We start from the raw sequence: 23,970 nt of genomic DNA, 5'->3' as shown, positions 1-23,970 counted from the left end.
CTCTGTCATTCCGGGAGATCGCGCGGCGCGACCTAGCGAAGGCCTCCGACGGACAGTCCGCCGCGCCAGTGTCGTTGGAGGCTGAAGAACGCGATGACCAGTGGGATCACGGACACGAGCGAACCCAGGATGATGAGGCTCCACAGCGAGGTGCCTCCCGAGTTGTTCGCCGACGCGATGCCCTGCCAGAGACCAAGGCCCACGGTCACCGGGAAGAGTCGGTTGTCCGAGAGCATGGCCAGGGGCAGGAAGTAGTTGTTCCAGGACGCCACGGCCGACAGCAGCAGCACGGTGACCACCGCGGGCCGCATCAAGGGAAGCGCGATCTGAAGGAAGGTGCGGATCTCCCCCGCGCCGTCGACCCGCGCCGCGTCCAGCAGCTCGTCCGGCACCGCGTCGCGCGCGTACACGTGCATCAGGTAGACGCCGAACGGGTTGAGCAGCGACGGAAGGATGACTGCCCAGACGGTGTTCGTCAGGCCCAACCGGGAGAACATGATGAAGGTCGGGATGACCAGGGCGGTGGCCGGCACCATCAGCGCGCCGAGCACGACGGCGAAGCTGAAGCGCCGCGCCGCGAACCGGTACTTGGCGAACCCATAGCCGGCCATCACCGCCAGGACCGTGGCGCCGACGCCGCCGGCGATGGCGTACAGCGTGGAGTTGAGGATCCACCGCAGGTAGATGCCACCGTCGTAGGTGAAGAGCTGCCGGAGGTTACCGAGGTAGTCGACCTGGTCGGTGAACCAGAGGGTGTTGCCGCCACCGAAGAGGCCCGGCGCGTCCTTGGAGCTGTTGACGATGACCCACCAGAACGGTACGAGGAAGTAGATCACCAGGAAGCCGAGGAGGATCTGCAGAGGGAGGTAGCGCTGCGGCCGGCGAGCGCCTGCGCGGACGCTTGTGTGGTCGGTCATCTACAGGAAGCTCCTCCGCTTGCGGGTGAAGAACAGGAAGGCGTACACGCAGATGAAGACGATGCCGCCGAGGGCGAAGGAGATCGCCGACCCGTAGTTGAAGTTGGCGAGTGAGAACGCCTGCTGGTACGCGTACATGTTGGGGGTGAAGTCGGTCCCGATGGTGCCTGCGGCGAGGTAGCGCAGGATCTGCGGTTCGTTGAAGAACTGCAGGGTGCCGATGAGCGAGAAGACCAGGATCAGGATCAACGCCGGCGCGATCAGCGGAATCTTGATCCGCGTCGCGATCTGCCACCGCCCGGCACCGTCCATCCGGGCTGCCTCGTAGAGCGTCGGGTCGACTCCCTGCAACGCCGCGTACAGGATGATCATGTAGTAGCCGGCCCACTGCCAGGTGACGACGTTGAGCAGGCCGTAGAAGATCAGGTCGCTGCCCAGGAAGTCGGGTGCGCTGGCGCCGAAGAGCCCGAAGATGTCGGTGAGCGGGCCGAAACCCTTGCTGTAGAGGAACCCCCACATCACCGCCCCGATGACTGTCGGGATCGCGTACGGAAGAAAGATCATGAGGCGGGAGAAGCGGGCGAACAGCGTGGTCACCGCGTCCAGGATGAGGGCCAGCGCGAGCGCGAGGACGATCTGCAGCGGGATCGAGACGAGCGAGAAGCGAAGGACGAACCACGCACCCGACAGGAAACTCGGGTCGGTGAACGCCTTCACGTAGTTGTCGAAGAGGACGAAGCTGGTGCCACCGATCAGCTTCTTCTGAAACAGACTGAGGTACAGCGCGTACGCCAGCGGCGCGATGAGGAACGCCAGGAAGACGATCGCGAAGGGCCCGACGAAGAGCCACCCCATCAGGTGTTCGCGGAGGTGCACCTTGCCACGGATCTTGGGCTTCTCGTGCTGACTGCGCGGTGTGCGCTTCTCGGTCAGGGTTGTCATCTCGGTCTCCGGGACGTGGACGCTGCGGGGTGGAGGGTGGGCCGGCCAGGGCCGGCCCACCCGAAGCGGTCACTGGACGGTGAAGCCCTGCTCCTTGGCGTACTTCGCCACGTCGTCCTGGAGCTTGTCGGCGGCCTGTGAGCCGGTGACGGAACCCTTGATGACCTCGCTGATCTGCTTCGTCATGGCGTCCAGGTAGTACTGACCGAAGGGCGCGTAGGCGACACCCTTGTACGCCTCGGCGGCGGGAAGGTAGACCTCCTTGTTGGCCTGCTGGCCGTCGAAGAACGCCACCTTCAGGTCGACGAACGCGGGGTCCTTGAGCGCCGTGAGGTTCAACGGGAAGATGATCTGGTTGGTCCAGCCGTCGGTGAGTGACTCCTTGTCGGCGTAGAGCCCGTACGCGACCTTCGCCGCCAGCTCCGGCTTCTTCGCCTGCTTGGTCACCGAGAAGGCCGACCCACCCCAGTTCACCTGCACCGGGTTGGCCGGATCCCACTGCGGCAGTGGCGCCACCGCGAACTTGCCGGTGTCCTGCCCCTTGCCGACGCCAGCGCCGGTGAGGTAGCCCGGAGCCCACGCCGCCGAGATGTACGTCGCGTAGTTCCCGTTGATCACACCGGAGATGTACTCCGGGGTGAACTGGTCCTGCGTACCCACCAGGCCCTTCTTGGCGAGGCCGCCCCAGTAGTCCAGCACGTCCTTGGACGCCTGGTCGTTGAGCTGCACGCCGATCGACTTCGGCTGCGCCGGATCGAAGGTGAAGGGCGCGGCGCCCTTCTGGATCTGCAGCGCCATCAGGACCGCCGGGACGTTCGCGCCGAGATCCCCGAACAGCGGACCACCGGCGTCCTTCACCTTCTGCGCGGCCTGCTCGTACTCGGCCCAGGTCTTCGGCGGCGTGATCTTGTACTTGTCGAAGATGTCCTTGCGGTAGATCATGCCCATCGGGCCGCCGTCGACCGGGACGCCGTAGACCGCGTCGCCGACCGACACGTCCTTCCAGGCGCCCTCGCCGTAGTTGGCCTTGACCGCGTCGTAGCCGTACTGCTTGATGTCGACGAGCGCGCCCTGGATCTGGAAGGTCGGAATCCGGTCCGCCTCCACCATGATCACGTCGGGTGCGCCGGTGCCCGCCGAGATGGCCGTCTGGAACTTGTCGTACTCGTCACCGCCCTGCCCGACGTTGGTCCAGCAGACCTGCACGTCGTCGTGCAGCTTGTTGAAGTTGTCGACGACGAGCTGGGTGTTGGGGTACCAGCCCCACATCGTCACGACCGGCACGTTCTGCTTGGTGATGGTGTTCGTGCAGTTGCTCGCGTCGCTGCCGCCGTCGTCCGAGGAGCAGGCGACCAGGCCGCTCACTGCCGCGAGCAGGGCCACCGTGGCGAGCTTGCGTCTTCTCTTCATTGAGATGGTTCCCTTCGGGGGTGGCGGTGCACAGACATCCATGCGCTGGCCGGGCGCCACCGGGGCAGGCTCTCCTGCTCCCGGTGGCGTCGCCGGGGACGGCTCCTAGCGCTTGAACAGACGCGGCGCCAGGTCGATGAGGTTCTTCTGCCACACGTCCCAGCCGTGCGGTCCGGGGGTGACCCCGTCGAACTCGTAGCGGATACCGAGGGTGTCCAACGTGGTCAGCGATGCCATGAAGCTCGGGTACACGAAGTCGGTGCGGTCGCCGACGTACAGGCGCAGCATCGTGGTGCCGTTGTTGATCGCCTCGACGTCGACGCCGGTGCCGCTGCCGAACCCGGCGGAGAACGCCGCCACGTAGGCGAACTGGCCCGGGTAGGCGCGCAGGATGCCGAGCGCCTGCCCGCCGCCCATCGACAGGCCGGCGATGGCCTGCTGGGACGGGTCGCTGGAGATGTGGTAGCGGGATCGGGCCGTCGGCACGATGTTCTCCAACAGTTCCCGGTTGAAGTTCGACGAGTTGCCGTTGCCCATCACGACCACCATCGGCGTGAGGTCACCGTCGAGGAACTGGTGGTCGAGGATCTGCCTGGCCCGGCCCATCTCGACCCAGTCCGTGTAGTTCTGGCCGCCTCCGTGTTGGAGGTACAGGACGGGATACGGCTGCGCCCGACCAGGGTCGTACCCGGGTGGAGTCCACACCAGCGCGGTGCGGTCCTGGCCCGCCACCGTGCTGGCATAGGTCATGCTCTCGACCTTTCCGCCCTGGCCGGCGGGCACGTCCGTCAGCAGTCGAGCCTCCGGGCCCGGGACGAGGAACGTGCTCCACATCGGTTCCGTGGTGACCTTCGTCGGATTCGAGGTGTCCTTGAACGGCACCCGGTCGACGATCAGCCGGTAGTAGTAGAACCAGGGCTTCAGCGGCCCGACGGTCGCCCGCCACCGGCCGCCGTCACGCGTCAGCGGCACGCGCAGCCAACTGCCGCCCGGCGCGATGTTGGCCCACACCGTGACGTGCTGGGCGTCCGCGAAGTCGGTGGTGGTCTCGAAGGTGACGAACCCGTCCTCGGTGACGAACGGCGTCGGGGTGGTGCCGGCCGGCGGAGGCGTGAACTCGCCCGTGAACCGACCGTGGCCCGGGCTCGGCCCGTGGTCCGACACGTGCCGGAACAGCCGTGGCACGAAGTCGACGAGGTTCTCCTGCCAGGTGGTCCAGGTTCCCCCGCCGTCGGGGTCGACCCCGTCGAACTCGAACCGGACGTCGGCCCGGTCCAGCGCCTTCGTCAGCCGGTAGGTCGTGTTGTAGGCCGGGTCGGTGACGTTGCCGGTGTAGAGCCGCAGCAGCTTCAGGCCGTGGTTGACCGCCTTGGCGTCCTTGCGGTCGATCGTCGGAGTCGACGTGCCCGAGAACCAGCCGACATAGCCGAACTGGCCCGGCCTCGCGAACGCCGCCCGTACGGCCCGCGCCGCGCCGTCGGTGACGCCGGCGATGGCCTGGTGCGCCGGATCGCGAAGGACCCGGTAGTTGGCGGCGACCGCCTTGCGGAGATCCTTCAGCTCCCGGTCGTCCGCGCTGTCGGCGATCACCACGACCATCGGCTGCATGACGCCGGCCGCCGAGAGGTTGTCGAGGATCTGCTTCGTGCGGCCGAGGTCGAGCCAGTCGGTGGCGGCCGCACCGGCACCCGACTCCAGGAAGAGCGTCGGGTAGCCCTTCGGCTTCTTGGCCGCGTACCCGGGTGGTGTCCAGACCAGGGCCGAGCGCTGCTCGCCGCGGACCCGGTACGTCAACGTCCCGACCGTGCCGCCGGTGCCGGCGGGCGCGTCGGCCAGCCAGCGCGCCGAGTCGCCCGCCACCAGGAAGGTGCTCAGGAGCGGGTTCGACGCCACGCTCGTGCTGTTCGTCGGGTCCTTGATGGTCTTGGTGTCGTCGGCGGTCACCTGGTAGCGGTACAACCCCGGCGTCAACGCGCCGAGCACACCGGACCACACGTCACCCCGGCGCGTCAGGCCGAACTCCGCCCAGGAGGCGGACGGCCCGAAGTTTCCCTCGACGACGACCTGCGAGACCTCGCCCAGGTGCTCCTGGACGTACGCGGCCGGGACGGTGAACGACGCGTACCGGTCCGGGGAGACCTCCAGCCACGGCGTGTCCGCCGCCGCTGCCGGTTGCGGTGTGAGCAGGGCCGCCGCCATGGCGATGACTCCGGCGGTGAACGCCGCCGAGAGCCGGCGTACGCCCAGACGGCGTAAGCGCCCGTGATAATGTTCGGTTGTCACGCTCCACTCCTTTCCTGTGCCGGCAGCGGATGCGACCCGCTGGCCAGCTCAACCCATCGGTGGATCTCGCCGTGCGGTTGCGCTCACCTCCTCTGGTCGCTCGTCGGTGCCGCGGTCGAGCCGCGCACCACGAGACTGGTCGGGAGCACTATCTGGTTCGGCTCGTCCCACTCGCCGGTCACCAGCGACTTGAGCATCCGCGCGGCTTCGTACCCGAGCTGGTACATCGACTGGTCCACGGTGGTCAGACCCGGCTCGGTCGACGCCGACTCGGGGATGTTGTCGAAGCCGACGACGGACAGGTCACCGGGGACGGCGAGTCCCAACTCCCGGGCGACCTCCAGCACCTTGAGGGCCATCCCGTCGCTCGCCGCGAAGATCGCCGACGGCCGGTCCGGCCGTTGCAGCAGGGCACGCGCCAACGGCACCGCCGACTCGGGGTTGAAGTCCCCCCTGCCGATCAACGTCGGGTCGACAGGCACGCCGGCACCGTCCAACGCCGCCCGGTAGCCCTCCTCCCGGGACCACGCCGAGGCTAGACTGTCGCGCCCGGCGATGAACCCGATGCGTCGATGACCCAGGTCGAGCAGGTGCGCCACAGCCGTGGTGGCACCGGCGAGATTGTCGGCCATGACGGAGGGCCCCGTCGACCCTCGCACCGGGTCGATGGCCACGACCGGGGTACGGCTGCGCATCTCACCCCAGGGCGTGACGACGATGCACCCGTCGGTGAGGGTGCCCGACAGGCGCGTCAGGTGCCGCTGTTCCCAGCCCTCCGAGTAGGACCCGTAGAGGTCACTGTTGGCGTAGATGATGAGGTCGAAGCCGGAGCGACTGAGCGCCTTCATGACGCCCTTGAGCACCTCCGCCGTGTACGACTGGAAGCTGTGCGCCACGAGGCCTAGAACGTTGGTGCGGCTGCGTCGCAGGCTCGACGCCACCAGGCTCGACTCGTAGCCGAGTTCCTGGATCGCGGTGCGGACCTGGGCGATCGTGCGGGCGCTGACGCCGTAGTGCCCGTTGACGACACGGGAGACGGTGGCGGTGGAGACGCCGGCGATCCGGGCGACATCACTCATCGTTACCGGCGCATTGGCTTCGATCATGCCGCTCTCTCTGGACTGCAATCGTTATCGGTTACGTTTCCAGGATGTTGCCAACGTAACGGACCACGATTACGAACACAAGAGCCTTTCGCCTCACCAGCGTTCCGCGCGCGGGGTCCTAACGGGATGTTCACAGCGTGAACTTCCCACCTCTCGCGGCGACACCGAGAAAGCCACCGGATCGCTATTTCGCGCGATCGATCCACCCGCTGACAACGGAACGACACTCTCCGTCAGGCACCATTCCGCGACGGGTGTTCCCTCACGCGAGCATGATCGGTAACGTTTACATAGATCGGGAACGTAATCGATGATCATGGCGATGTCCAGAGGTCACACCGACCCACCACCCCTCGGCCCCCGGCACCGCGACGCGGATCTCGACGTCGGTGGCCTCGCACGAAGGGAGCCCGCCCTGAACACCCACCCCGCCCCAGCGCCGCACCCACTCCCCCACCGCGCCGCCTCGCCCGTCCGGCCCCGTCCGAGCCGGCCTGGAGGGCAGTCGTGAACACCGCGCGCCTGCTCCTGGACCCACGTCGACGCGTCGCACCGGTGCCGCGCCGGCTCTTCGGCTCGTTCGTGGAGCACCTGGGCCGCTGTGTCTACACCGGGATCTACGAGCCCGGCCACCCGACAGCCGACGCGGACGGCTTCCGGGGCGACGTCCTCGCGCTCGTCCGGGAGCTGGGCATCACCACCGTCCGCTACCCGGGCGGCAACTTCGTCTCCTCCTATCGCTGGGAGGACGGCGTCGGTCCGGTCGACCGACGACCGGCCCGGCTCGACCTCGCCTGGCACAGCCTGGAGACCAACGCGTTCGGGCTGGACGAGTTCATGCGCTGGGTCGGTAAGGCGGGCGTCGACCCGATCATGGCGGTCAACCTCGGCACCCGTGGCACCGCCGAGGCCGTCGACCTGCTGGAGTACGCCAATCACCGCGGCGGCAGCCACCTCGCCGACAAGCGTCGCGACAACGGCGCCGTCGACCCGTACGGGATCACACTGTGGTGCCTGGGCAACGAGATGGACGGCCCGTGGCAGGTGGGCCAGCGGAGCGCGACCGAGTACGGCCGGCTCGCCGCGCAGACCGCGAAGGCGATGCGCCGCTTCGACCCGGACCTCGAACTCGTCGCCTGCGGTTCGTCCCACCTCGGCATGCCGACCTTCGGGAGCTGGGAGCGCGACGTGCTGACCGAGGCGTACGACGACGTCGACCTGATCTCACTGCACGCCTACTACCAGCCGGTCGACGACGACCTGCCCAGCTTCCTCGCCTCGGCCGAGGACATGGACAGGTACATCGACGCCGTCACCGCCATCGCCGACTCGGTCGGTGCGATCCGCCGGTCGAGCAAGAAAATCATGATCGCGTTCGACGAGTGGAACGTCTGGTACCAGTCCGCGGCGCCGTCCACGCCGCCGAGCGGCGAGGACTGGCCGGTCGCGCCGCCTCTGCTGGAGGACCACTACAGCGTGGCCGACGCCGTCGTCGTCGGTGGCCTGCTCATCAGCCTGCTGCGGCACAGCGACCGGGTGACCGCGGCGTGCCAGGCCCAACTGGTCAACGTCATCGCGCCGATCATGACCGAACCGGGGGGTTCGGCCTGGCGGCAGACCATCTTCCACCCCTTCGCCCGGACGGCCCGGCACGCCCAGGGCGTCGTCCTCGACGTGCTGCGTGACGGCAGCACCACGACCACCGACCGCTACGGCGTCATCGACGCGGTCGACGCGGTCTCCACCTGGGACGACAGCACCGCGGAGCTGACCGTGTTCCTCGTCAACCGGGTCGTCGACACCCCGGCCGAGGTGACCGTCGACCTCGCCGGCGTCCAGGTGGGCGGCATCATCGAATGCGTCACCGTCGGGGGCGCCGACCTCGGTGCCAAGAACACCGCGGGCGGTCCCGACCACGCCGAGCCGCGTCCCAACGACACGGCCCAGGCGGGCGGCGGCAGCGTCCGGCTGACCCTTCCGCCCGCGTCGTGGACCATGCTGCGGCTGCGCACCACCGACGCGACCCCGTAAGACCAACCCCGGCCGCGCGCCCCCCGCTACACCAGGGGGTGCGCGGCCGGGGCCTTTCCCCACCACAGGAAGTACGGAGAATCGCGTCGACGGTCAGACCAGGACCGAATTATCGCGTCTGATAATGGCACTGGGAGCGCCTGCACAACTGGCGCGAACTATCCGCTCGGGTTCGTTCCGCAAAGGAATCCGCGCGTCACCCGCAGGTGACGGAGAAACGCTCCCGAGTGACCCGTGGACGCAATTATTCGACCGCTGGCGTCAACCTCCCGTCGACCCGTCGCGCAATGGCGGAATACTCGTCGCGCAACTCCTCGGGTAGGACCCAGGCCGGGGCGTCCTGCCATGCCAACGGCCGGAGGAACCGCCGGATGGACGTGGCGCCCACCGACGTGTGCACGGCGTTCGTCGACGGCCAGGGTCCACCGTGGTGCTGGGCCCACGACACCCGGACACCGGTGGGATAGCCGTCGAAGACGATGCGCCCCGCGCGGGCGGAGAGCACGTCGACCAGCCGGCGTACGACGTCGACGTCGTCCTGGACGCCCCGGTGGACGGAACCGGTCAGCGACGGCGGGACGGCGTCCAGCGCGGTGTCCAGTTCGGCGGCGTCGTCGTACCGGACCACGACCATGAGCGGACCGAAGCACTCGTCGGCGATCTCGGGGGTCAGGCCCGACAGGTCGACCTCCAGGAGCCTCGGCGCGACAGCGAAGCCCGCCCCGGGGTCGACCTGGGCCTGCGCCGAGACCCGGGCACCGGCCCGCTCGAACCCCGTGGCCCGGCTCTCGAACGCGTCCCGGATGCGCTCGTTGAGCAGGATCGCGCCGCCCGAGCTGGCGACACTCCGCCGCAGGGTGTCCACCAGCAGGTCACCACCCTTACCAGCCGGGACGAACGCCAGGCCGGGCTTGGTGCAGAGCTGACCGCCGGAGGCCGTGAAGGAGGCGAACAGGCCCTCGGCGATCTCCTCGGCCCGGTCGACGGTCGCACCGGGCAGGACGACGATCGGGTTCACGCTGCTCAGTTCGGCGTACAGGGGGATGGGATCGGGTCGTTCGTCGATGGCCGTCTGGATGGCGCGGGCGGCGTTGACCGAGCCCGTGAGGGCAGCCGCACGGATCGCGGGGTGCCGCACCAGCGAGCGGCCGGCCTGTTCCCCGTACACGGCCGCGATGACACCCTCGGGTCCGCCCAGGTCGCGGACGGCCGAGGAGATCGCGGCGGCGGACGCGTGCGACGTCAGCGGGTGGGACGGGTGGGCCTTCAGGACCGTGGGACAGCCGGCGGCGAGGGCGGCGGCTGTGTCACCGCCGGCGACCGAGAAGGCGAACGGAAAATTGCTGGCGCCGAAGACGGCGACCGGTCCGAGGGGTACGAGCATCCGCCGCACGTCCGGACCGGGTCCGAGTGGGGTGTCGGCGGCGTGGTCGATGGCCGCTTCGACGTACGCGCCGTCGCGCAGCACGTCGCCGAACATCCGGAACTGGACCGCGGCCCGGGTGAGCTCGGAGTCCAGTCGTGCGTTGGCCAACCCGGTCTCCGCCTCGGCGGCCGCGACCAGGTCCTTCCGACGGGATTCCAGGGACGCGGCGATGGCGTCCATCAGCTCCGCCCTGCCGATCCTCCCCAGACCGGCCAACCAGCGCGTCGCCCGGGACGCCTGGCCGGCGACCTCGTCCAGGCGGGACTCGTCGGTCTCGCTGAGATCCGTCGCGCGACGCCGGCCGTCGCGCGGATCGACGGTGCTGACCACGTTCACAGCAGTCCTCTCCTTGCCAGATTGCCCATCAGATCGCGGACGCCGAAGTGCCAGGGTTCGCACTCCTGGGCGTGCCGCACCCGGTTGACCAGGGTGCCGAGGGCCGGGCAGCTGATCCGTACCACGTCGTCGACCTTGTGGGTGAAGCCCTCGCCGGGGCGGCCCCGGTCCTGGACCGGCGCGAACATGGTGCCGAGCATCAGCGCGGCGCCGTCCGGATAGTGGTGGTGCGGGCCGATCAACTGCCGCACCAGGTCCTCCGGGTCGCGCGACATCTGCGTCATCTGCGAGACCGCCTCCAGCCGGAAGCCGTCCGCCCCGCAGACCTCCAGACGCACCTCGAGCTCGCGGACCCGCTCCATGCCGAACCGGTCGTCGAAGAGCCGGATCAGCGGGCCGAGGGCGCAGGACGCGTTGTTGTCCTTCGCCAGGGGAAGCAGGAGCGCCGAGCGGCCCTCGATGTCGCGCAGGTTGACGTCGTTGCCGAGGGTGGCGCCGACGATCCGGCCGCTGGACTGGACGATGAGCGTGATCTCGGGTTCCGGGTTGTTCCAGGTCGACGCGGCGAGCACACCGACGTCGACGGCGGTGCCGACGGCGGAGAGAATCTGCCCCTTGGTGAAGATCTCGGCGTCCGGGCCGATCCCCACCTCCAGGTACTGGCTCCACATGCCCTCGGCGACCAGCATGCTCTTGAGCCGGTCCGCCTCGCCCGAGCCCGGCTTCAGGTTGTGCAGGTCGACACCGATGTCGGCGAACATCCGTTGCCGGATGTCCGCCGCGAGAGCCAGGTCCCCCCGTGCCCGCTCCTCGATGACCCGTTCGATCATCGAGATGGGGAAGGTCACGCCGGCGGCCTTGAGCGCCTGGAGGTCGACCGGGGCGAGCAGCCAGGGTCTGCCACCGTCTCGGGTCGCGGCCACCGTGTTGGCCAGGATCTCGCCGAAGTCGCCGACCCGCGCCCCGTCGAGCCCGGCCACGGTCGCGGCGGGGTCGGGCAGTTCGCAGATGTCCCGGACGGTCGCGAACCGATGGCTCAGGTCGATGACCACACCGTCGCGCACGGCGACGGGCGTCGGGCCGTCGACGGACGGATCCCAGATCCGGCCGACCAGGACACTGTCCACGTCGTCCGGTAGGGCCTCGGCGGCGGTACCGACCCAGTCGGCGCGCGGAGATTCGCCGTCGGTGGTCGGCGTCAGCCGCTCGTGGGCGATCTCAGGACGCGAGGGCATGGTGGTCGCCGTCATTCGTCGCCCTGGCGAAGCCGATACGAGCGCGCTGCTTACCCATCGTCGCTCCACCATTACGAGTTGGAGTCAAGTTCATAAATTGCAACGATCGTAGCGACATGTGCAACGTTGTCAAGTGGCGATTGCGCATTGCGTCAACTACATTGCACATGATGCAACGACAGCGGCGTAGCCGCGCGTCGCGCGAGGGGAGACAGAGCCGTGGCGCAATCGATTCGCCGCGCGATCGACCTCATCCGTCGATCGGCCGAGCATCCGCTGTCCCTGACGGAGGCCGCGGACGTGCTCGGGGTCCACAAGTCGACGGCCCTGCGGATTCTGCACACACTGGAATCCGCGCGCTTCGTCCGTCGTACCGGCGCGGGCACCTACGTGCTCGGCAGCGGACTGATCGAGCTGTCCGAACTCGCGCTCGGCTCGATGGACCTGCGCCAGCCCGCCGCCGCGCACCTGCGTGCGCTGCAACGCGAGACCGGCCACACCGTGCACCTGGCACAGCTGACCGGTGACGAGATCATCTACATCGACAAGGTGGACAGCCCGGCGTTCGACGCCGTCAAGCTGCCCTCGCGGGTCGGGCGCGCGGTGTCGATCTACGCGAGCGCCGTCGGGAAGACCATCCTGGCGTACCTGCCCCGGGACGATCGTGAGCGGCTGCTCTCCCCCGTCGTCTTCGAGAGGTTCACCGACACGACCTTCGCCGACCGTGAGGCGCTCGATGCCGAACTCGTCCGCATCCACGATCGTGGTTGGGCCGTGGACGACGGCGAGCACGACGCGTACGTGATGTGCGTGGCCGCACCCATCAGGGACTCGCGGGGGCAGGTCATCGCCGCCGTCTCGATCACGGCGATCGAGGTCATCGCGAGCCTCGACGAGTTGAAGGGCAACCTGCCACTCCTCCTGGACACCGCCAGCCAGATCTCGTACGAACTCGGCTACCCGCGGCCCTCCGCGACCTGACCGCGCTCCCGTTGCGCGGTGTCGCCGTCGCGGAAGCGGTCCAGCTCGGCGAGGTACAGCGCGTGCATGCGGTCGTAGTGCCGGACCAGCAGCTCGACCTCCTCGGCACGGTAGCCCTCGACGAGCCGCCCGACGCGCCCGGCGAACCGCTCGTACGGCCGCGTCAGCTCGGCGACCCGGTCCGGTCGCAGGGCGACGATCACCCGCCGCCGGTCCGCCGGATCGCGCTCGGCCGTCACGTAGCCCGCCTGCTGGAGCCGGCGCAGCATGCTGGTCACCGCACCGGTGGTGAGGTTGGTCCGCTCGGCGACCTGCCCCGCCGTGGCGGACCCGACGTCCGCCAGGAAGTCCAGGCACTCCAGGTCGCTCACGGTGAGGCCCAACTGCTCCGCGATGGCGTACCGGAACACCATGGACAGCCGCGACATCTCCCGGCCGGCGCGCATGAGGTCGGCGATCGCGGACGCCCTGGCCGGCACGTGGGACATGCCCGCAATCATGCCTCCGGCACGGTGACCCGGTGCAGCCGAGGTAACACGCGGGTCAGCACCCAGTGGGGTGCGGCCGCGCCCCCGGTGAGGCGGCGCATCAGCCGACCGGCGGTGTCGACGGCACGGAAGGCGTACGGAACCATCTCCTCCTGGTAGGCGGCGATCGCCTCCTCCACTCCCCTGCCGCTCGCGCGGGCCTCGACCAGCTTGCGGCCGAGCAGGGCGGCGTCGCGCAGCGCGGTGTTGCCGCCGTGCGCGCCGAACGGCGGCATGACGTGCACGGCGTCGCCCATCATCGTCGCCCGGGGCACCGCCCAGCGACGCGGTCGTCGGCCCGTGGCGAAGAGATTGAGCACCGTGGCGTCCAGTTCGGCCGTGGCGACCAGCCGCCGGATGAGCGGGTGGAAGTCCGTTGTCATACCGGCGGCCAGTCTCCACAGCGCCAACAGGTCCCCGCGGACACCGATGGGCACCTCCTCCTGGCGAAGCAGCAGTCCCCACATGACGTAGTCGTCGCCGGTGGGCGCGTAGTTGCCCGGTGCCAGACGCGCGAACGCCTCCCGTGGGCTCTCGCCGAACCGCATCGAGGTGAAGAAGAAGGCGCGACCTGGCCGGTCGCCGATGGCCAGGACACCGCTGCTGCGCAGCGCGTCCGGGATCATGCTCTCGCCGTTGCGGCGCAGGGGCGACCGGCCGTAGATGCCCGCCAGTGCAGCGCTCGCCGGGTGCGCGTCCGGCATGAGCTGCGCGCGCAACGCCGAGCCGACGCCGTCCGCGCCCACGACGACCGTCGCCGCCACGGCCCCGCCGTCGGAGAACCGCAGCCGTAGCCCTGCCGGGCCGCCGCTGTCCACCGCGACGGCCTCCTTGCCGTAGTGGATGCGTCCGTTCAGCCCGGACTGCAGGATCGACCGCAGGGTCAGCCGGTCGACCTGGCGGGTCGCGTACGGCTCGTCCTTGAAGGTGATGGTGAACGCGTCCCGCAGTCGACTGTCGGTGAAGCGGAGGTGCCCGCCGGGCTCGTCGCCCGTGGCCAGCGCCAGGTTGTACAGCTGGCGGGGCAGGCTCTCGCGCAGCGCCTCCAGCCCGTACCGGTCGAGGATGATCCGGTAGCCCTGTCGCCGGACGAAGGGGCCCGGGTCCCGCTCGTAGACGTGCACCTCGATGCCGGCGCGCATCAGGTACTGGGCGAGGCAGAGGCCGGAGAGGCCGCCGCCGGCGATTGCCACCGAGAAGTCTGTCGATATGCCCATGCGATTATCTTAATGACTAAGATGATTTCCGCAAGGTCGCCCGAGACCGTCGGTGGCGATGGTCTTGTGTCCACGCGCCGAAAAGCGAGATCATCACGCATGCTCGACCCCGCAAACGAGGACGACGGGACCGCACCAACCGTCTCCACCCCGCGCTTCGTGGGTCGTGACCGGGAGCTGGCGGCACTCCGGGGCGCCCTGGCCCGGCCACCGGCGATCGTGCTGGTGGAGGGCGAGGCGGGCATCGGCAAGAGCCGGCTGCTACGCGAGTGGCACGCCGCCCCGGCCCGGCGCACCGCCCTGGTGTCGGTGTGCCCACCGCTGCGCGAGTCGCTCACGTTGGGGCCGATCGTCGACGCGTTCCGGGGGATCGACAGTCCGGTGTCGCGGCTGCGGCTCACCGCGCTCGCGGGCGCGCTCCGGCCCCTGTTCCCCGAATGGTCCGCGAGCCTGCCGCCCGCGCTGCCACCCCTGGACGACGCGAAGGCGGCCCGGCACCGACTGTTCCGCGCCCTGGACGAGCTGATGCGGGCGCTGGGGGTCGACGTCCTCGTCCTCGAGGACGCGCACTGGGCCGACGAGGTGACCCTCGAGTTCCTGCTGTTCGTCATCTCCCGACAGCACTCGGACGGTCCGAGCCTCGTCATCTCCTACCGGCCCGAGGAGGTCGGCGACGGATCGCTGCTGCTGCGGCTGACGTCCCGGCTGCCCGCTGGCGTGACGCAGCTGAGGATCGCCCTGGCGCCCATGCGACCCGACGACACGGCGGCGCTGGTGTCCTCGATGCTGGACGGCAACCCGATCTCGCAGGAGTTCACGACGTTCATGCACGAACGGACCGGCGGCGTCCCGCTGGCGCTGGAGGAGTCGGTCCGTCTCATGTGCGATCGGGCCGACCTCGTCTTCCGCGACGGCCAGTGGGTCCGGCTGAAGCTGCGCGAGCTACAGGTGCCGCCGACGGTGCGTGACTCCACCCGCGAGCGGGTGAGCCGCCTGTCACCCACGGCGCAGCAGGCGTTGCGCGCCGCGGCGACGTTGGCGGAACGGTCCTCGGTGGCGACGATCGCGATGACCGCGGGCCTGTCGCCGACCGCGTGCCGGGCCGCCATCGCGGAGGCGGCCAGCGCCGGTGTCCTGGACGGAGACGAGCGCGGCAGGTGGCGCTTCCGGCATGTACTGGCCGCCACCGCCGTCTACGAGTCGATCCCGCTGACCGACCGCAGACACGTCCACCTGCTGGCCGGGCGCTCCCTGGAGCACCTGCACCCGCCGCCCGTGGCGCGCCTCGCCCACCACTTCCGGGAGGCCGGCGAGACCCGGTCCTGGGCGCGGTACGCCGAGCAGGGCGCCGAGTTGGCCATCGCCTCGGGCGACCACACCAAGGCGGCCGACATGCTTGTCGACCTGCTGTCGTGGGCCGTGCTGCCGCCGGTGGACCGGGCGCGGGTCGCCCGCATCGCCGGAGTCGCCGCACTGGGCCGCCGAGAACAGGTCGACCAGGTCTACCACCGGGTTATCCGTACCCTGCGTTCGGTGCTGGAGACCCCCGGCCTCTCCGCCCGGCAGCAGGCCGAGATCCGCAACCCCCTGGGTCGGCTTCTCATCACCGGGGGTGAGGCGCAGGCCGCCCTCCGCGAGCTGGAGCAGGCGGTCGCCAACCTCGACCACGACCCGGTCGAGGCGGCTCGGGCGATGACCTACCTCGGCTGGGCGTACGCGGGGCCGTGGCCGGCGTCCACCCATCGGCGATGGCTCGACCGCGCCGCCGACCTCACCGCCCAGATCGACTCCCCCGCCGAGAAGCTGAACCTGGCCGGGAACCGGGCGGCGGCGTTGCTGATGCTGGGCGAGGAGGAGGCCTGGGAGGTCGTCGCCGACCTGCCCGTCGGTGGCACGACCTCGGCGGAGCGTCTCGACGTGGCCCGCATCCACACGAATGTCGGCACCGGCGCGCTGATCTGGGGGCGGTACGCCGACGCCGAGGAACACCTCGACGTCGCCATGAGCCTCGCCGAGGTCGAGCAGGCGTCCCGGTTGCAGCACAACGTCCGACTCGAACAGGCCAATCTGGCGTGGCTCACCGGTCGGTGGGACGGCCTCACGGAGACGAGCGCGGCACTCGCCGACGCCGACCGGGACCGGCCGGCACACTACCTGGGAAGCATTCGCCTCGCCGCCCGCCTGGCGGCCGCAGCCGGACGGCGGCGTGTCGCGGAGGAGCAGTTCCGGCTCGTCCTCGAGGAATCCGCCCGCCTCGGCGCGGCCGACGACACGATGGAGGCCGCCGCGGCGCTGGCCAGGTTGTGGCTGGCGGACGGCAACAGCGGCCGAGCCCTGCGGATCACGAACGAGCCGATGGAGACCGTCCGGCGAAAGGGCGTCTGGGTCTGGGCGACGGACCTCGTACCCGCCCGGATCGAGGCGTACCTCGCCGCCGGTGACCTGACGGCCGCGACGCGCCTGACCGACCAGTTCGCCAGAGGACTGCGTGGCCGTACGGCGCCCGCGCCGCGCGCCGCGCTCACCGTGTGTCGCGCCCTGCTGCTCGCCGCGACCGGGGAGCACGCCCGCGCGGCGACGGCGTACGACCGCGCGGCGCGTGCCTGGAGCGCGTTGCCGCGCCCCTACGACGCGATGCGTGCCCGCGAGCGCCAAGCCGAGGCGATCATCGCGCAGGGCCGGACCGAGCAGGGTGGCGAGCTGCTGGCGGCACAGTACGAGCGGCTGTTCAGGCTCGGCGCCCGCGGCGACGCGGACCGTGTCGCGCAGCGGCTTCGCGAGCACGGCGCCGAGGTCCCGCGACTGTGGCGCGGCGGCCGACGCGGGTACGGGGACCAGCTCTCCCCCCGCGAGCTCGACGTGGTCCAACTGGTCGTCGCCGGCAAGACCAACCGGGAGATCAGCCGGATCCTGGCCAAGTCGCCGGCCACGGTGGACCAGCAGCTACGCGCGGCGATGCGCAAGCTGAAGGTGAGCAGCCGGACCGCGCTCGCGGTCAAGGCGGTGGAGGCCGGCGTGTTCGCCGAGGACGAATCCCTCGACAATGCATCGTGAATTTTGACGTATCCGCCGGATAGCTAAGGCCACCCGGCTCATCCAGCATGAGTCCATGATCCATAGCCCATGGGCGATGAATGCCTGAGCGTCCCGTCGTGCCTGACGACTCCGCCCTCGAACACCAGCCGCCACCCGAGCGGCTCGGCGAATCGCGCGTCACCCCGCGCGACGCCTCCGACGTACGCGACGCCGACGGTGCCGTCGACCACGAGAGCCACGACCCCTACCAACCCCTGTAGGCGAAGGACCCCGATGAGATTCACAGCCCTCGCGGCAACGCTGGCCGCAGCGGTCGGCCTGAGCATGCTCCAGCCGATACCGGCGTCCGCCGCCGAGCCGGATCCCGGCACGGCGGCCAGGAAGATCGCGCCGACCCTGAAAGACCGTTTCCGCGCACAGCCGGCCTCCGACTTCTGGATCACGTTCGACACGAAGCCCGACCTCGGGCCGGCGAAGAAGATCGCCGACTGGACGGCCCGTGGTCAGTTCGTCTACGACGCACTGACCACGGCGTCGAAGAACTCCCTGGCCTCCGTCTCCACCGAACTCGACCGGGCCGGGGTCAAGTACACCCCCTACCCGATCGCCAACGCCGTACTCGTCAAGGGCGGCAGCGAGAAGCTCGCTCTCGACGTGGCCGCGCGGGTGCAGGTCGCCGAGATCCACGCCACGCCGCAGGTCGCCCTGGTACAGCCCGTGGAGAAGAAGCTCCCCGCTGACCAGGCTGCCCGCCCCGCCACCCCGAAGAAGGGCGCGGACGACGCCGTCACGTGGGGTCTGGACGCCATCCACGCCCCGCAGGCCTGGGCCATGGGCGCCACCGGCGCCGGCATCACGGTGTCCAACCTCGACTCGGGCGTCCAGTTCGACCACCCCGCCCTGGCGCGTCAGTACCGGGGCGCGAAGCCGGACGGCACCGTCGACCACAACTACAACTGGATGGCCACCCGGGGCTCGTGCACGGGCGCGCCGTGCGACGACAACGGACACGGCACGCACACCATGGGCACCATGGTCGGCGTCGACGGCACCGACCACGTCGGCGTCGCCCCGGACGCGCAGTGGATCGCGACGAACGGCTGCTGTGACAGCACCGGTGTCGAGTCGCTGCTGCGCTCCGGCTGGTGGCTGCTCGCCCCGACCGACCTTGCGGGAAACAACCCCGACCCGTCCAAGCGCCCGCACGTCGTCAACAACTCGTGGGGCCAGACCGTCGAGCACGACTTCGACGACTTCTTCCAGGCCGTCGACGAGGCCTGGACCGCCGCGGGCATCTTCAGCACCTGGTCGTCAGGAAACACCTCGCCGTACGCGGCCTGTGACACGGTCTCCTCGCCGGGTTCCGCGGCGAGCGCCTACTCCGTCGGCGCCTACGCCGAGGACGGCACGCTCGCGTCGTTCTCCCGCAAGGGCGAGGGTGAGGGAGGCCGGATCAAGCCCGAGATCTCCGCGCCGGGTGTCAACGTCCGCTCGTCCTATCCGAACAACAGCTACGTCGAGATGGCCGGTACGTCGATGGCGTCACCGCACGTCGCCGGCGCGGTCGCGGCGCTCTGGAGCTACGACCCGACCCTGATCGGGCAGGTCGACGAGACCCGTCGCCTGCTCGCCGAGTCGGCCACCGACGTCGACGACACCGAGTGCGGCGGCACCGCCGAGCTCAACAACATGTACGGCGAGGGCCGGCTCGACCTCGTCCGCCTGCTCGAGCTCGCGCCCCGCAAGGGCGGCACCCTCACCGGTGTCGTCACCGCCGACGGCGCCGGAGTCCCCGCCGCCGACGTGACGATCAGCGGGCCGTTCAGCCGGTCGATCGGCACCGACAAGGACGGTCGGTTCACCACGAACCTCCCGGTGGGCGACTACCAGCTCAGCACCAAGGTCTTCGGCTACCTGACCGCGACCGCCACCGTCAGCGTCTCCCTCGGCCAGGACACCTCGGTCAAGCTGCCCCTCACGGCCGCCGCGAAGCACGACATCAGCGGCCGGGTCGTGGACGACAAGAAGCGGCCCGTGCCGAACGCGGACGTCGCGATCCGGGACACGCCGCTGAAGCCGGTACGCACGGACGCCAACGGCGCGTTCACGATCACCGCTGTCCCCGAGGGCGCGTACAAGCTGGCCGTCACCCCCAACGCCTGCTTCTCCCCCTCGACGCTCCCGCTGACCGTGGGAGCGCAGAACGAGTCGCCCGAGATCCCGGTCGGGCTCGTGGTCGACAAGGGCGGCTACAGCTGCGCCGTCACCGAGGGCGAGTACCTGCGCGGCACCGAGCAGGTCACGTTCGGCAGCGGGGTGTGGGCAACGGTGCAGCTGCCGTTCCCGATCGCGCTGTACAACGGCAGCCACGACACGCTCGGCGTCGGCCTGCGCGGCATCATCTCTCCGGACGGCAGCACCGGCCCCGGCTACGGCGGCGCGGGTGCCTTCCCGTTCTACCTGGAGGGCCCCATCGAGTTCGCCCCCGGCGGTGGTGTCTTCACGGCCACCACGAAGGTCGACGGTGAGGACGCGTTCGTCGTCGAGTACCGCAAGGCCAAACTCTGGGCCTACCCCATCCGATCGGAATACACGGAACCGGTCAACTTCTCGGCCACGTTCACCCGCTCGGGCACGATGATCTTCGGGTACGGCGACGGCGTCGGATCTGACGATCCGGTGACCGCCGGCGCGAACGGCGTCACCGGCATCCAGGGCTGGGCCGGCGTCGACGGCATCCGGTTCTCCGACCACGCCCCCGTGCTGCGCGACGGGATGGTTGTCACCTACGACATGCCGGACTTCGGGTACCTCGACGCGACCGTCGTGGACAAGAACGACGGGCTGCCGGTGGCCGGCGCCAAGGTCTCCTTCAGCACCGAGGACGGGCTCGTCGAGACCGTCACGACCAACGGAACCGGCCTCGTGCACCGCCAGCTTCCGACGGGCGGTTACACCATGACGGTCGAGGCGCCGAACTACACGACCATGTCGTACCCGTTCTCGCTCGACAAGCTCTTCTCGCAGGCGAAGATCGACGCGCGTCTGACCACGGGTGTCGCCGGCCTGAAGGCCGACGGCCTCGAGACGCTGTTGGGTACCGACCAGAACGGCGTCGGCTCGCTGACGTTGACCAACACCGGCTCCGCCCCGCTCACGTACACCCTGGGCGAGGCCGCGCGGCACCCCGAGCTCGATGCCACCGGCGCGACCGTGCGCACCGGCACGGGCGCGGCAAGCACGATCGACCTCGCCGGCTGGAAGGCCGGCGCGAGCGGTATGCAGCCGTCCAGCACCGACAGCAAGACCGCCACGTCGAGCACCGCGGAGGCCCAGGCGGCAGCCAAGGTCGGCGCGACCTCCGGCGGAGACGTCATCACCCGGATCAAGATCCCCGGCACGATCGAGGAGAAGGAGCCCTCCGGCGTCGGGTACGACGGCGACGTCTGGGTCCACGACTACTGGGCGCGGACCAACACCGCCTACACGGTGACCGGCAAGAAGACCGGCAAGGTCTTCGACGCGACGTGGAACCCCGCGTACCGGGCCTTCGACATGGCGCTCGACACCAGGACCGGTGACATGTGCCAGATGGAGGACAGCCCGGCCAGCTACATCCACTGCTTCAACCGGGAAACCGGCAAGGAGACGCGCCAGGTCAAGGGTGACTGGTCCACGCTTCAGCTCACCGGTCTCGCCTACAACCCGACCAAGGACGTGTTCTACGTCGGTGGCCGGGCGAACGGCCTGATCGGGACGGTCGCCGGCACCTCGCACGACAATCCCGGCGCGCTGCTGTCCTTCTGCACGCCGCCGCTGCCCGAGATCATGGGCCTGGCCTACAACCAGGCGTCGGACACGATCTGGTACACCGACCTCACCTCGAACCGGCCCACCCGCCTGTTGCAGGTCGACCCGGACGACTGCTCGCTGGTGAACGCGTGGTGGTTCCCGGGCCAGAAGGCGAACCAGGGCGGCGGCCTCGAGACCGACTCGTCCGGCGCGCTGTGGGCGGTCGATCAGGTCGCCGACGACGTCGTCCTCGTCGACGTCGAGGACGACCTGCTCACCGACCTGCCGTGGCTGTCGCTCTCCTCGACCGGCGGCACCCTCGCCCCCGGCCAGTCGACGACCGTCCAGGTCTCGATCTCCTCGAAGGGCGCCAAGCCCGGTGTCCTCGGCGCGAACATCGTCGTGCGGTCCGACTCCGGACGCCAGTCCAAGACGTACGTGCCGGTGACGCTCACGACCACGAAGTACCAGGTCGGCGTCAACGCCGGCGGCGCGAAGCTCACCGACGGCACCGGCTACACCTGGTCCGCCGACCAGCCGGCGAGCAAGAAGGCGTGGGGCTACGAGGGGAAGACGAAGGTCACCTCCACGAAGGCCCCGATCGCCGGCACGACGGACGATCTCCTGTTCCAGTCGCAGCGCACCACGCCGGAAAAGCAGTTGTTCTACCGCTTCCCGGACGCGCCCAAGGGCACCTACGCGATCGACTTCGGCTTCGCCGAGATCGAAAAGGCGCCGAAGGGCAAGCGGGTGTTCGACGTCCTCGTGGACGGGACGCTGACGAACTACGCGTACGACCCGACCGCGGCCGTGGGGCCGAACGCCGCGGACTGGCGTAAGGCCGTCGTCGAGCACGAGGGCGGTCCGCTGACCGTGGAGTTGCGGGGCTCGAAGGGGCTGAAGCCCCCGAGCATCGCCGCGCTGCGGGTGACGCTCGACCCGCGGGCGGACACGGTGGAGCCGGAGCCGGAGCCCGAGCAGCCGGACCCGGGTCCGGTGCCGGTGGCCCCAGCCGGTCGCTCGTACTCGATGAAGGTGACCGAGGGGCTCTACCGCCAGGGCACCCAGGAGTCCGGCTGGCATGGCGACGAGCGCTGCGGCCCGCTGTTCTTCGACGCCAGCTACCTCCAGCCGTTCTACGACACGGCCTGGGACGGCGTGTGCGCGACGATGAACGGCGCGCTGACCTTCGACCGCATCGGCGGGTTTTCAACCAACACGCCGCTCCCGTCGTCGGACACCCCGATCGACGCGGTCTACCCGTTCTGGGACGACCTCGTCGTGGACGACGAGGCGGGCATCTACCTCGGCACGACCGAGATTGACGGGTTGCCGGCGCAGGTCATCGAATGGCGCAACGTCACCTTCTTCGCTGACCCGAGCGCCCGGGTGAGCTTCTCGGTCACCCTGATCGCGGACGGACGGATCCAGATCGGCTACGGCGACGGCGTCGGCGGCGACAATCCCCTCACCAAGGGTTCGTCGGCGACGGTCGGCGTGGAGAGCCTGAACCGCAACCCCGCGAGCCAGTACTCCTTCGACCAGCCCGTCCTGAAGGCCGGCCTGGGCCTGGAGTACACCCTCCCGGCCGCGGGCACCATCGAGGGCACGGTCACCGACAAGAACGACGGCAAGCCGATCGAAGGAGCGATCGTCACGCTCAAGGGGCCGGCGGGTGAGCGGGTCATTACGACCGACGTCAAGGGCCGGTGGAAGGCCCAGGCGCTCGTCGGCGAGAACACCGTCCAGATCGAGGCGCCGAACTACGTCGCGGTCAGCCACTCCGTGTCCATCGCCACGAAGGACCAGGCCGAGGTGGTCGACACGGCGCTGACGACGGGCATCGCCACCGTCGCGGCGGCTGACTTCGACTGGCTCCTGGACAAGGGCCAGAAGGCGACGGCCGATGTGACCGTCACCAACACCGGTTCCGCACCGCTTCAGGTGCGGGTCAGCGAGCAGAAGCGCACCGACGACGGTGGGCACGAGGCCGCCGACCTGCCGTGGCTGACCCTCTCGGGCCCGGCCGCGACCGGCCCGGTCACGCTCGCGGCCGGCACGTCGACCACGGTCACGGTGACGGCCGACAACGCCGGCATCAAGCCCGGCGTACTCGTCGGGGACGTGCTCGTGGCGTCCAACGCCGGCAAGGGTGAGAGCCAGCTCAAGGCGGTCCGCCTGGCGACGTCGGCCTACTGGAAGGGCGTCGACGCGGGCGGGTCCGGGTACGTCGACGCCGCGGGCTTCTTCTGGGCGCCCGACCAGGCGCTCGGCTCGCGGCAGTGGGGCTACGTCGGCGGCAAGGCGCACACCACGAAGGCCGACATCGCCGGTACGACGGACGACGCGCTGTTCCGCACCCAGCGGACCGGCGACACGTTCAGCTACGTGTTCAAGAACGCCCCCGCCGGCACGTACCGGATCGACCTCGACTTCACGGAGCTCGAGAAGGTCAAGGTCGGCAAGCGTGCCTTCGACGTGCTCGCCAACGGCAAGGTCGTGCTGTACGACCATGACGTGCAGGCGAAGGTGGGCGCGTTGGCCGTCGACACGAACACGGTCACGGTCGAGCACACCGGTGGCGATCTGACGATCCAGTTCACCCGGGAGAAGGGCGAGGGCGATCCGATCCTCAACGCGCTGAAGGTGCAGGAGGACCCGCGCCTGAAGAGATAGCCGCTCACTGGTCAGAGCCTCCCCGGCGACGTCGCCGGGGAGGCTCTGCCGTTTC

At 69.7% G+C, this 23,970-nt stretch carries 14 protein-coding genes; 5 read left to right on the top strand and 9 right to left on the bottom strand.

Going from position 1 to position 23,970, the window contains the following annotated elements:
• Positions 1-32: 32 nt before the first annotated feature.
• From ABZU91_RS08870 to ABZU91_RS08850, 5 genes are all read right to left on the bottom strand, one after another.
• Complete coding sequence (locus ABZU91_RS08870; protein WP_355236155.1) at positions 33-917, bottom strand: carbohydrate ABC transporter permease; 885 nt, start codon at positions 915-917, stop codon at positions 33-35.
• Positions 918-1,859, bottom strand: coding sequence for a sugar ABC transporter permease (locus ABZU91_RS08865; protein WP_355236152.1), 942 nt, complete (start codon positions 1,857-1,859; stop codon positions 918-920). It lies immediately after the preceding gene.
• Positions 1,860-1,928: 69 nt separating this feature from the next.
• On the bottom strand, positions 1,929-3,269 hold the full coding sequence (locus ABZU91_RS08860; protein ID WP_355236149.1) for an extracellular solute-binding protein: 1,341 nt from the start codon (positions 3,267-3,269) through the stop codon (positions 1,929-1,931).
• A 105-nt stretch (positions 3,270-3,374) separates the two neighbouring features.
• Positions 3,375-5,552 carry an alpha/beta hydrolase-fold protein gene (locus ABZU91_RS08855; RefSeq protein WP_355236146.1) on the bottom strand — a complete coding sequence of 726 codons (2,178 nt, stop codon included), beginning with the start codon at positions 5,550-5,552 and terminating at the stop codon, positions 3,375-3,377.
• Positions 5,553-5,635: 83 nt separating this feature from the next.
• Positions 5,636-6,658, bottom strand: coding sequence for a LacI family DNA-binding transcriptional regulator (locus tag ABZU91_RS08850; protein ID WP_355236143.1), 1,023 nt, complete (start codon positions 6,656-6,658; stop codon positions 5,636-5,638).
• A gap of 507 nt (positions 6,659-7,165) precedes the next feature.
• On the opposite strand from ABZU91_RS08850, the gene ABZU91_RS08845 reads away from it, so the two are divergent.
• Positions 7,166-8,689 carry an alpha-N-arabinofuranosidase gene (locus ABZU91_RS08845; protein ID WP_355236140.1) on the top strand — a complete coding sequence of 508 codons (1,524 nt, stop codon included), beginning with the start codon at positions 7,166-7,168 and terminating at the stop codon, positions 8,687-8,689.
• Between the two features lie 244 nt (positions 8,690-8,933).
• On the opposite strand, the gene ABZU91_RS08840 is transcribed toward ABZU91_RS08845, so the two are convergent.
• Both ABZU91_RS08840 and ABZU91_RS08835 read right to left on the bottom strand, forming a co-directional pair.
• Positions 8,934-10,451, bottom strand: a complete 1,518-nt coding sequence (locus tag ABZU91_RS08840) for an aldehyde dehydrogenase family protein (RefSeq protein ID WP_355236137.1) — start codon at positions 10,449-10,451, stop codon at positions 8,934-8,936.
• Positions 10,448-11,686: a fumarylacetoacetate hydrolase family protein gene (locus tag ABZU91_RS08835; RefSeq protein ID WP_355236134.1), complete on the bottom strand. Its 1,239-nt coding sequence runs from the start codon at positions 11,684-11,686 to the stop codon at positions 10,448-10,450. Before ABZU91_RS08835 ends, ABZU91_RS08840 begins: the two co-directional genes overlap by 4 nt.
• 219 nt (positions 11,687-11,905) lie before the next feature.
• Here ABZU91_RS08835 and ABZU91_RS08830 point away from each other — a divergent pair, with 219 nt between their 5' ends.
• Entirely contained in the window at positions 11,906-12,667 is a 762-nt protein-coding gene (locus ABZU91_RS08830) for an IclR family transcriptional regulator (protein WP_355236131.1), read from the top strand.
• On the opposite strand, the gene ABZU91_RS08825 is transcribed toward ABZU91_RS08830, so the two are convergent.
• The gene (locus ABZU91_RS08825) at positions 12,643-13,155 is read right to left on the bottom strand and encodes a MarR family transcriptional regulator (RefSeq protein WP_355236129.1); all 513 of its coding nucleotides are present in this window, start codon (positions 13,153-13,155) and stop codon (positions 12,643-12,645) included. The genes ABZU91_RS08830 and ABZU91_RS08825 overlap by 25 nt on opposite strands.
• Before the next feature lie 8 nt (positions 13,156-13,163).
• Positions 13,164-14,411: an NAD(P)/FAD-dependent oxidoreductase gene (locus tag ABZU91_RS08820; protein ID WP_355236126.1), complete on the bottom strand. Its 1,248-nt coding sequence runs from the start codon at positions 14,409-14,411 to the stop codon at positions 13,164-13,166.
• Positions 14,412-14,510: 99 nt separating this feature from the next.
• Here ABZU91_RS08820 and ABZU91_RS08815 point away from each other — a divergent pair, with 99 nt between their 5' ends.
• The 3 genes from ABZU91_RS08815 (at position 14,511) to ABZU91_RS08805 (ending at position 23,915) form a co-directional block, all read left to right on the top strand.
• Positions 14,511-17,465, top strand: coding sequence for an AAA family ATPase (locus ABZU91_RS08815; RefSeq protein WP_355236123.1), 2,955 nt, complete (start codon positions 14,511-14,513; stop codon positions 17,463-17,465).
• 98 nt (positions 17,466-17,563) lie between these two features.
• On the top strand, positions 17,564-17,707 hold the full coding sequence (locus ABZU91_RS08810) for a hypothetical protein (RefSeq protein ID WP_355236120.1): 144 nt from the start codon (positions 17,564-17,566) through the stop codon (positions 17,705-17,707).
• A gap of 13 nt (positions 17,708-17,720) precedes the next feature.
• Positions 17,721-23,915 carry a S8 family serine peptidase gene (locus ABZU91_RS08805; RefSeq protein WP_355236117.1) on the top strand — a complete coding sequence of 2,065 codons (6,195 nt, stop codon included), beginning with the start codon at positions 17,721-17,723 and terminating at the stop codon, positions 23,913-23,915.
• Positions 23,916-23,970 lie beyond the last annotated feature (55 nt).

The organism is Micromonospora sp. NPDC005174 (genome assembly GCF_040608495.1).
Lineage (GTDB): Bacteria > Actinomycetota > Actinomycetes > Mycobacteriales > Micromonosporaceae > Micromonospora.
Note: the sequence above shows the minus strand (reverse complement) of the source record. Positions and strands in the feature narration are given on the sequence as shown.

Excerpts from the sequence above, each read along its gene's own strand:
- ABZU91_RS08865 (WP_355236152.1), bottom strand. The coding sequence starts at position 1,859 with ATGACAACCCTGACCGAGAAGCGCACACCGCGCAGTCAGCACGAGAAG.
- ABZU91_RS08870 (WP_355236155.1), bottom strand. The coding sequence starts at position 917 with ATGACCGACCACACAAGCGTCCGCGCAGGCGCTCGCCGGCCGCAGCGC.
- ABZU91_RS08820 (WP_355236126.1), bottom strand. The coding sequence starts at position 14,411 with ATGGGCATATCGACAGACTTCTCGGTGGCAATCGCCGGCGGCGGCCTC.
- ABZU91_RS08860 (WP_355236149.1), bottom strand. The coding sequence starts at position 3,269 with ATGAAGAGAAGACGCAAGCTCGCCACGGTGGCCCTGCTCGCGGCAGTG.
- ABZU91_RS08825 (WP_355236129.1), bottom strand. The coding sequence starts at position 13,155 with ATGTCCCACGTGCCGGCCAGGGCGTCCGCGATCGCCGACCTCATGCGC.
- ABZU91_RS08815 (WP_355236123.1), top strand. The coding sequence starts at position 14,511 with ATGCTCGACCCCGCAAACGAGGACGACGGGACCGCACCAACCGTCTCC.
- ABZU91_RS08835 (WP_355236134.1), bottom strand. The coding sequence starts at position 11,686 with ATGCCCTCGCGTCCTGAGATCGCCCACGAGCGGCTGACGCCGACCACC.
- ABZU91_RS08805 (WP_355236117.1), top strand. The coding sequence starts at position 17,721 with ATGAGATTCACAGCCCTCGCGGCAACGCTGGCCGCAGCGGTCGGCCTG.
- ABZU91_RS08850 (WP_355236143.1), bottom strand. The coding sequence starts at position 6,658 with ATGATCGAAGCCAATGCGCCGGTAACGATGAGTGATGTCGCCCGGATC.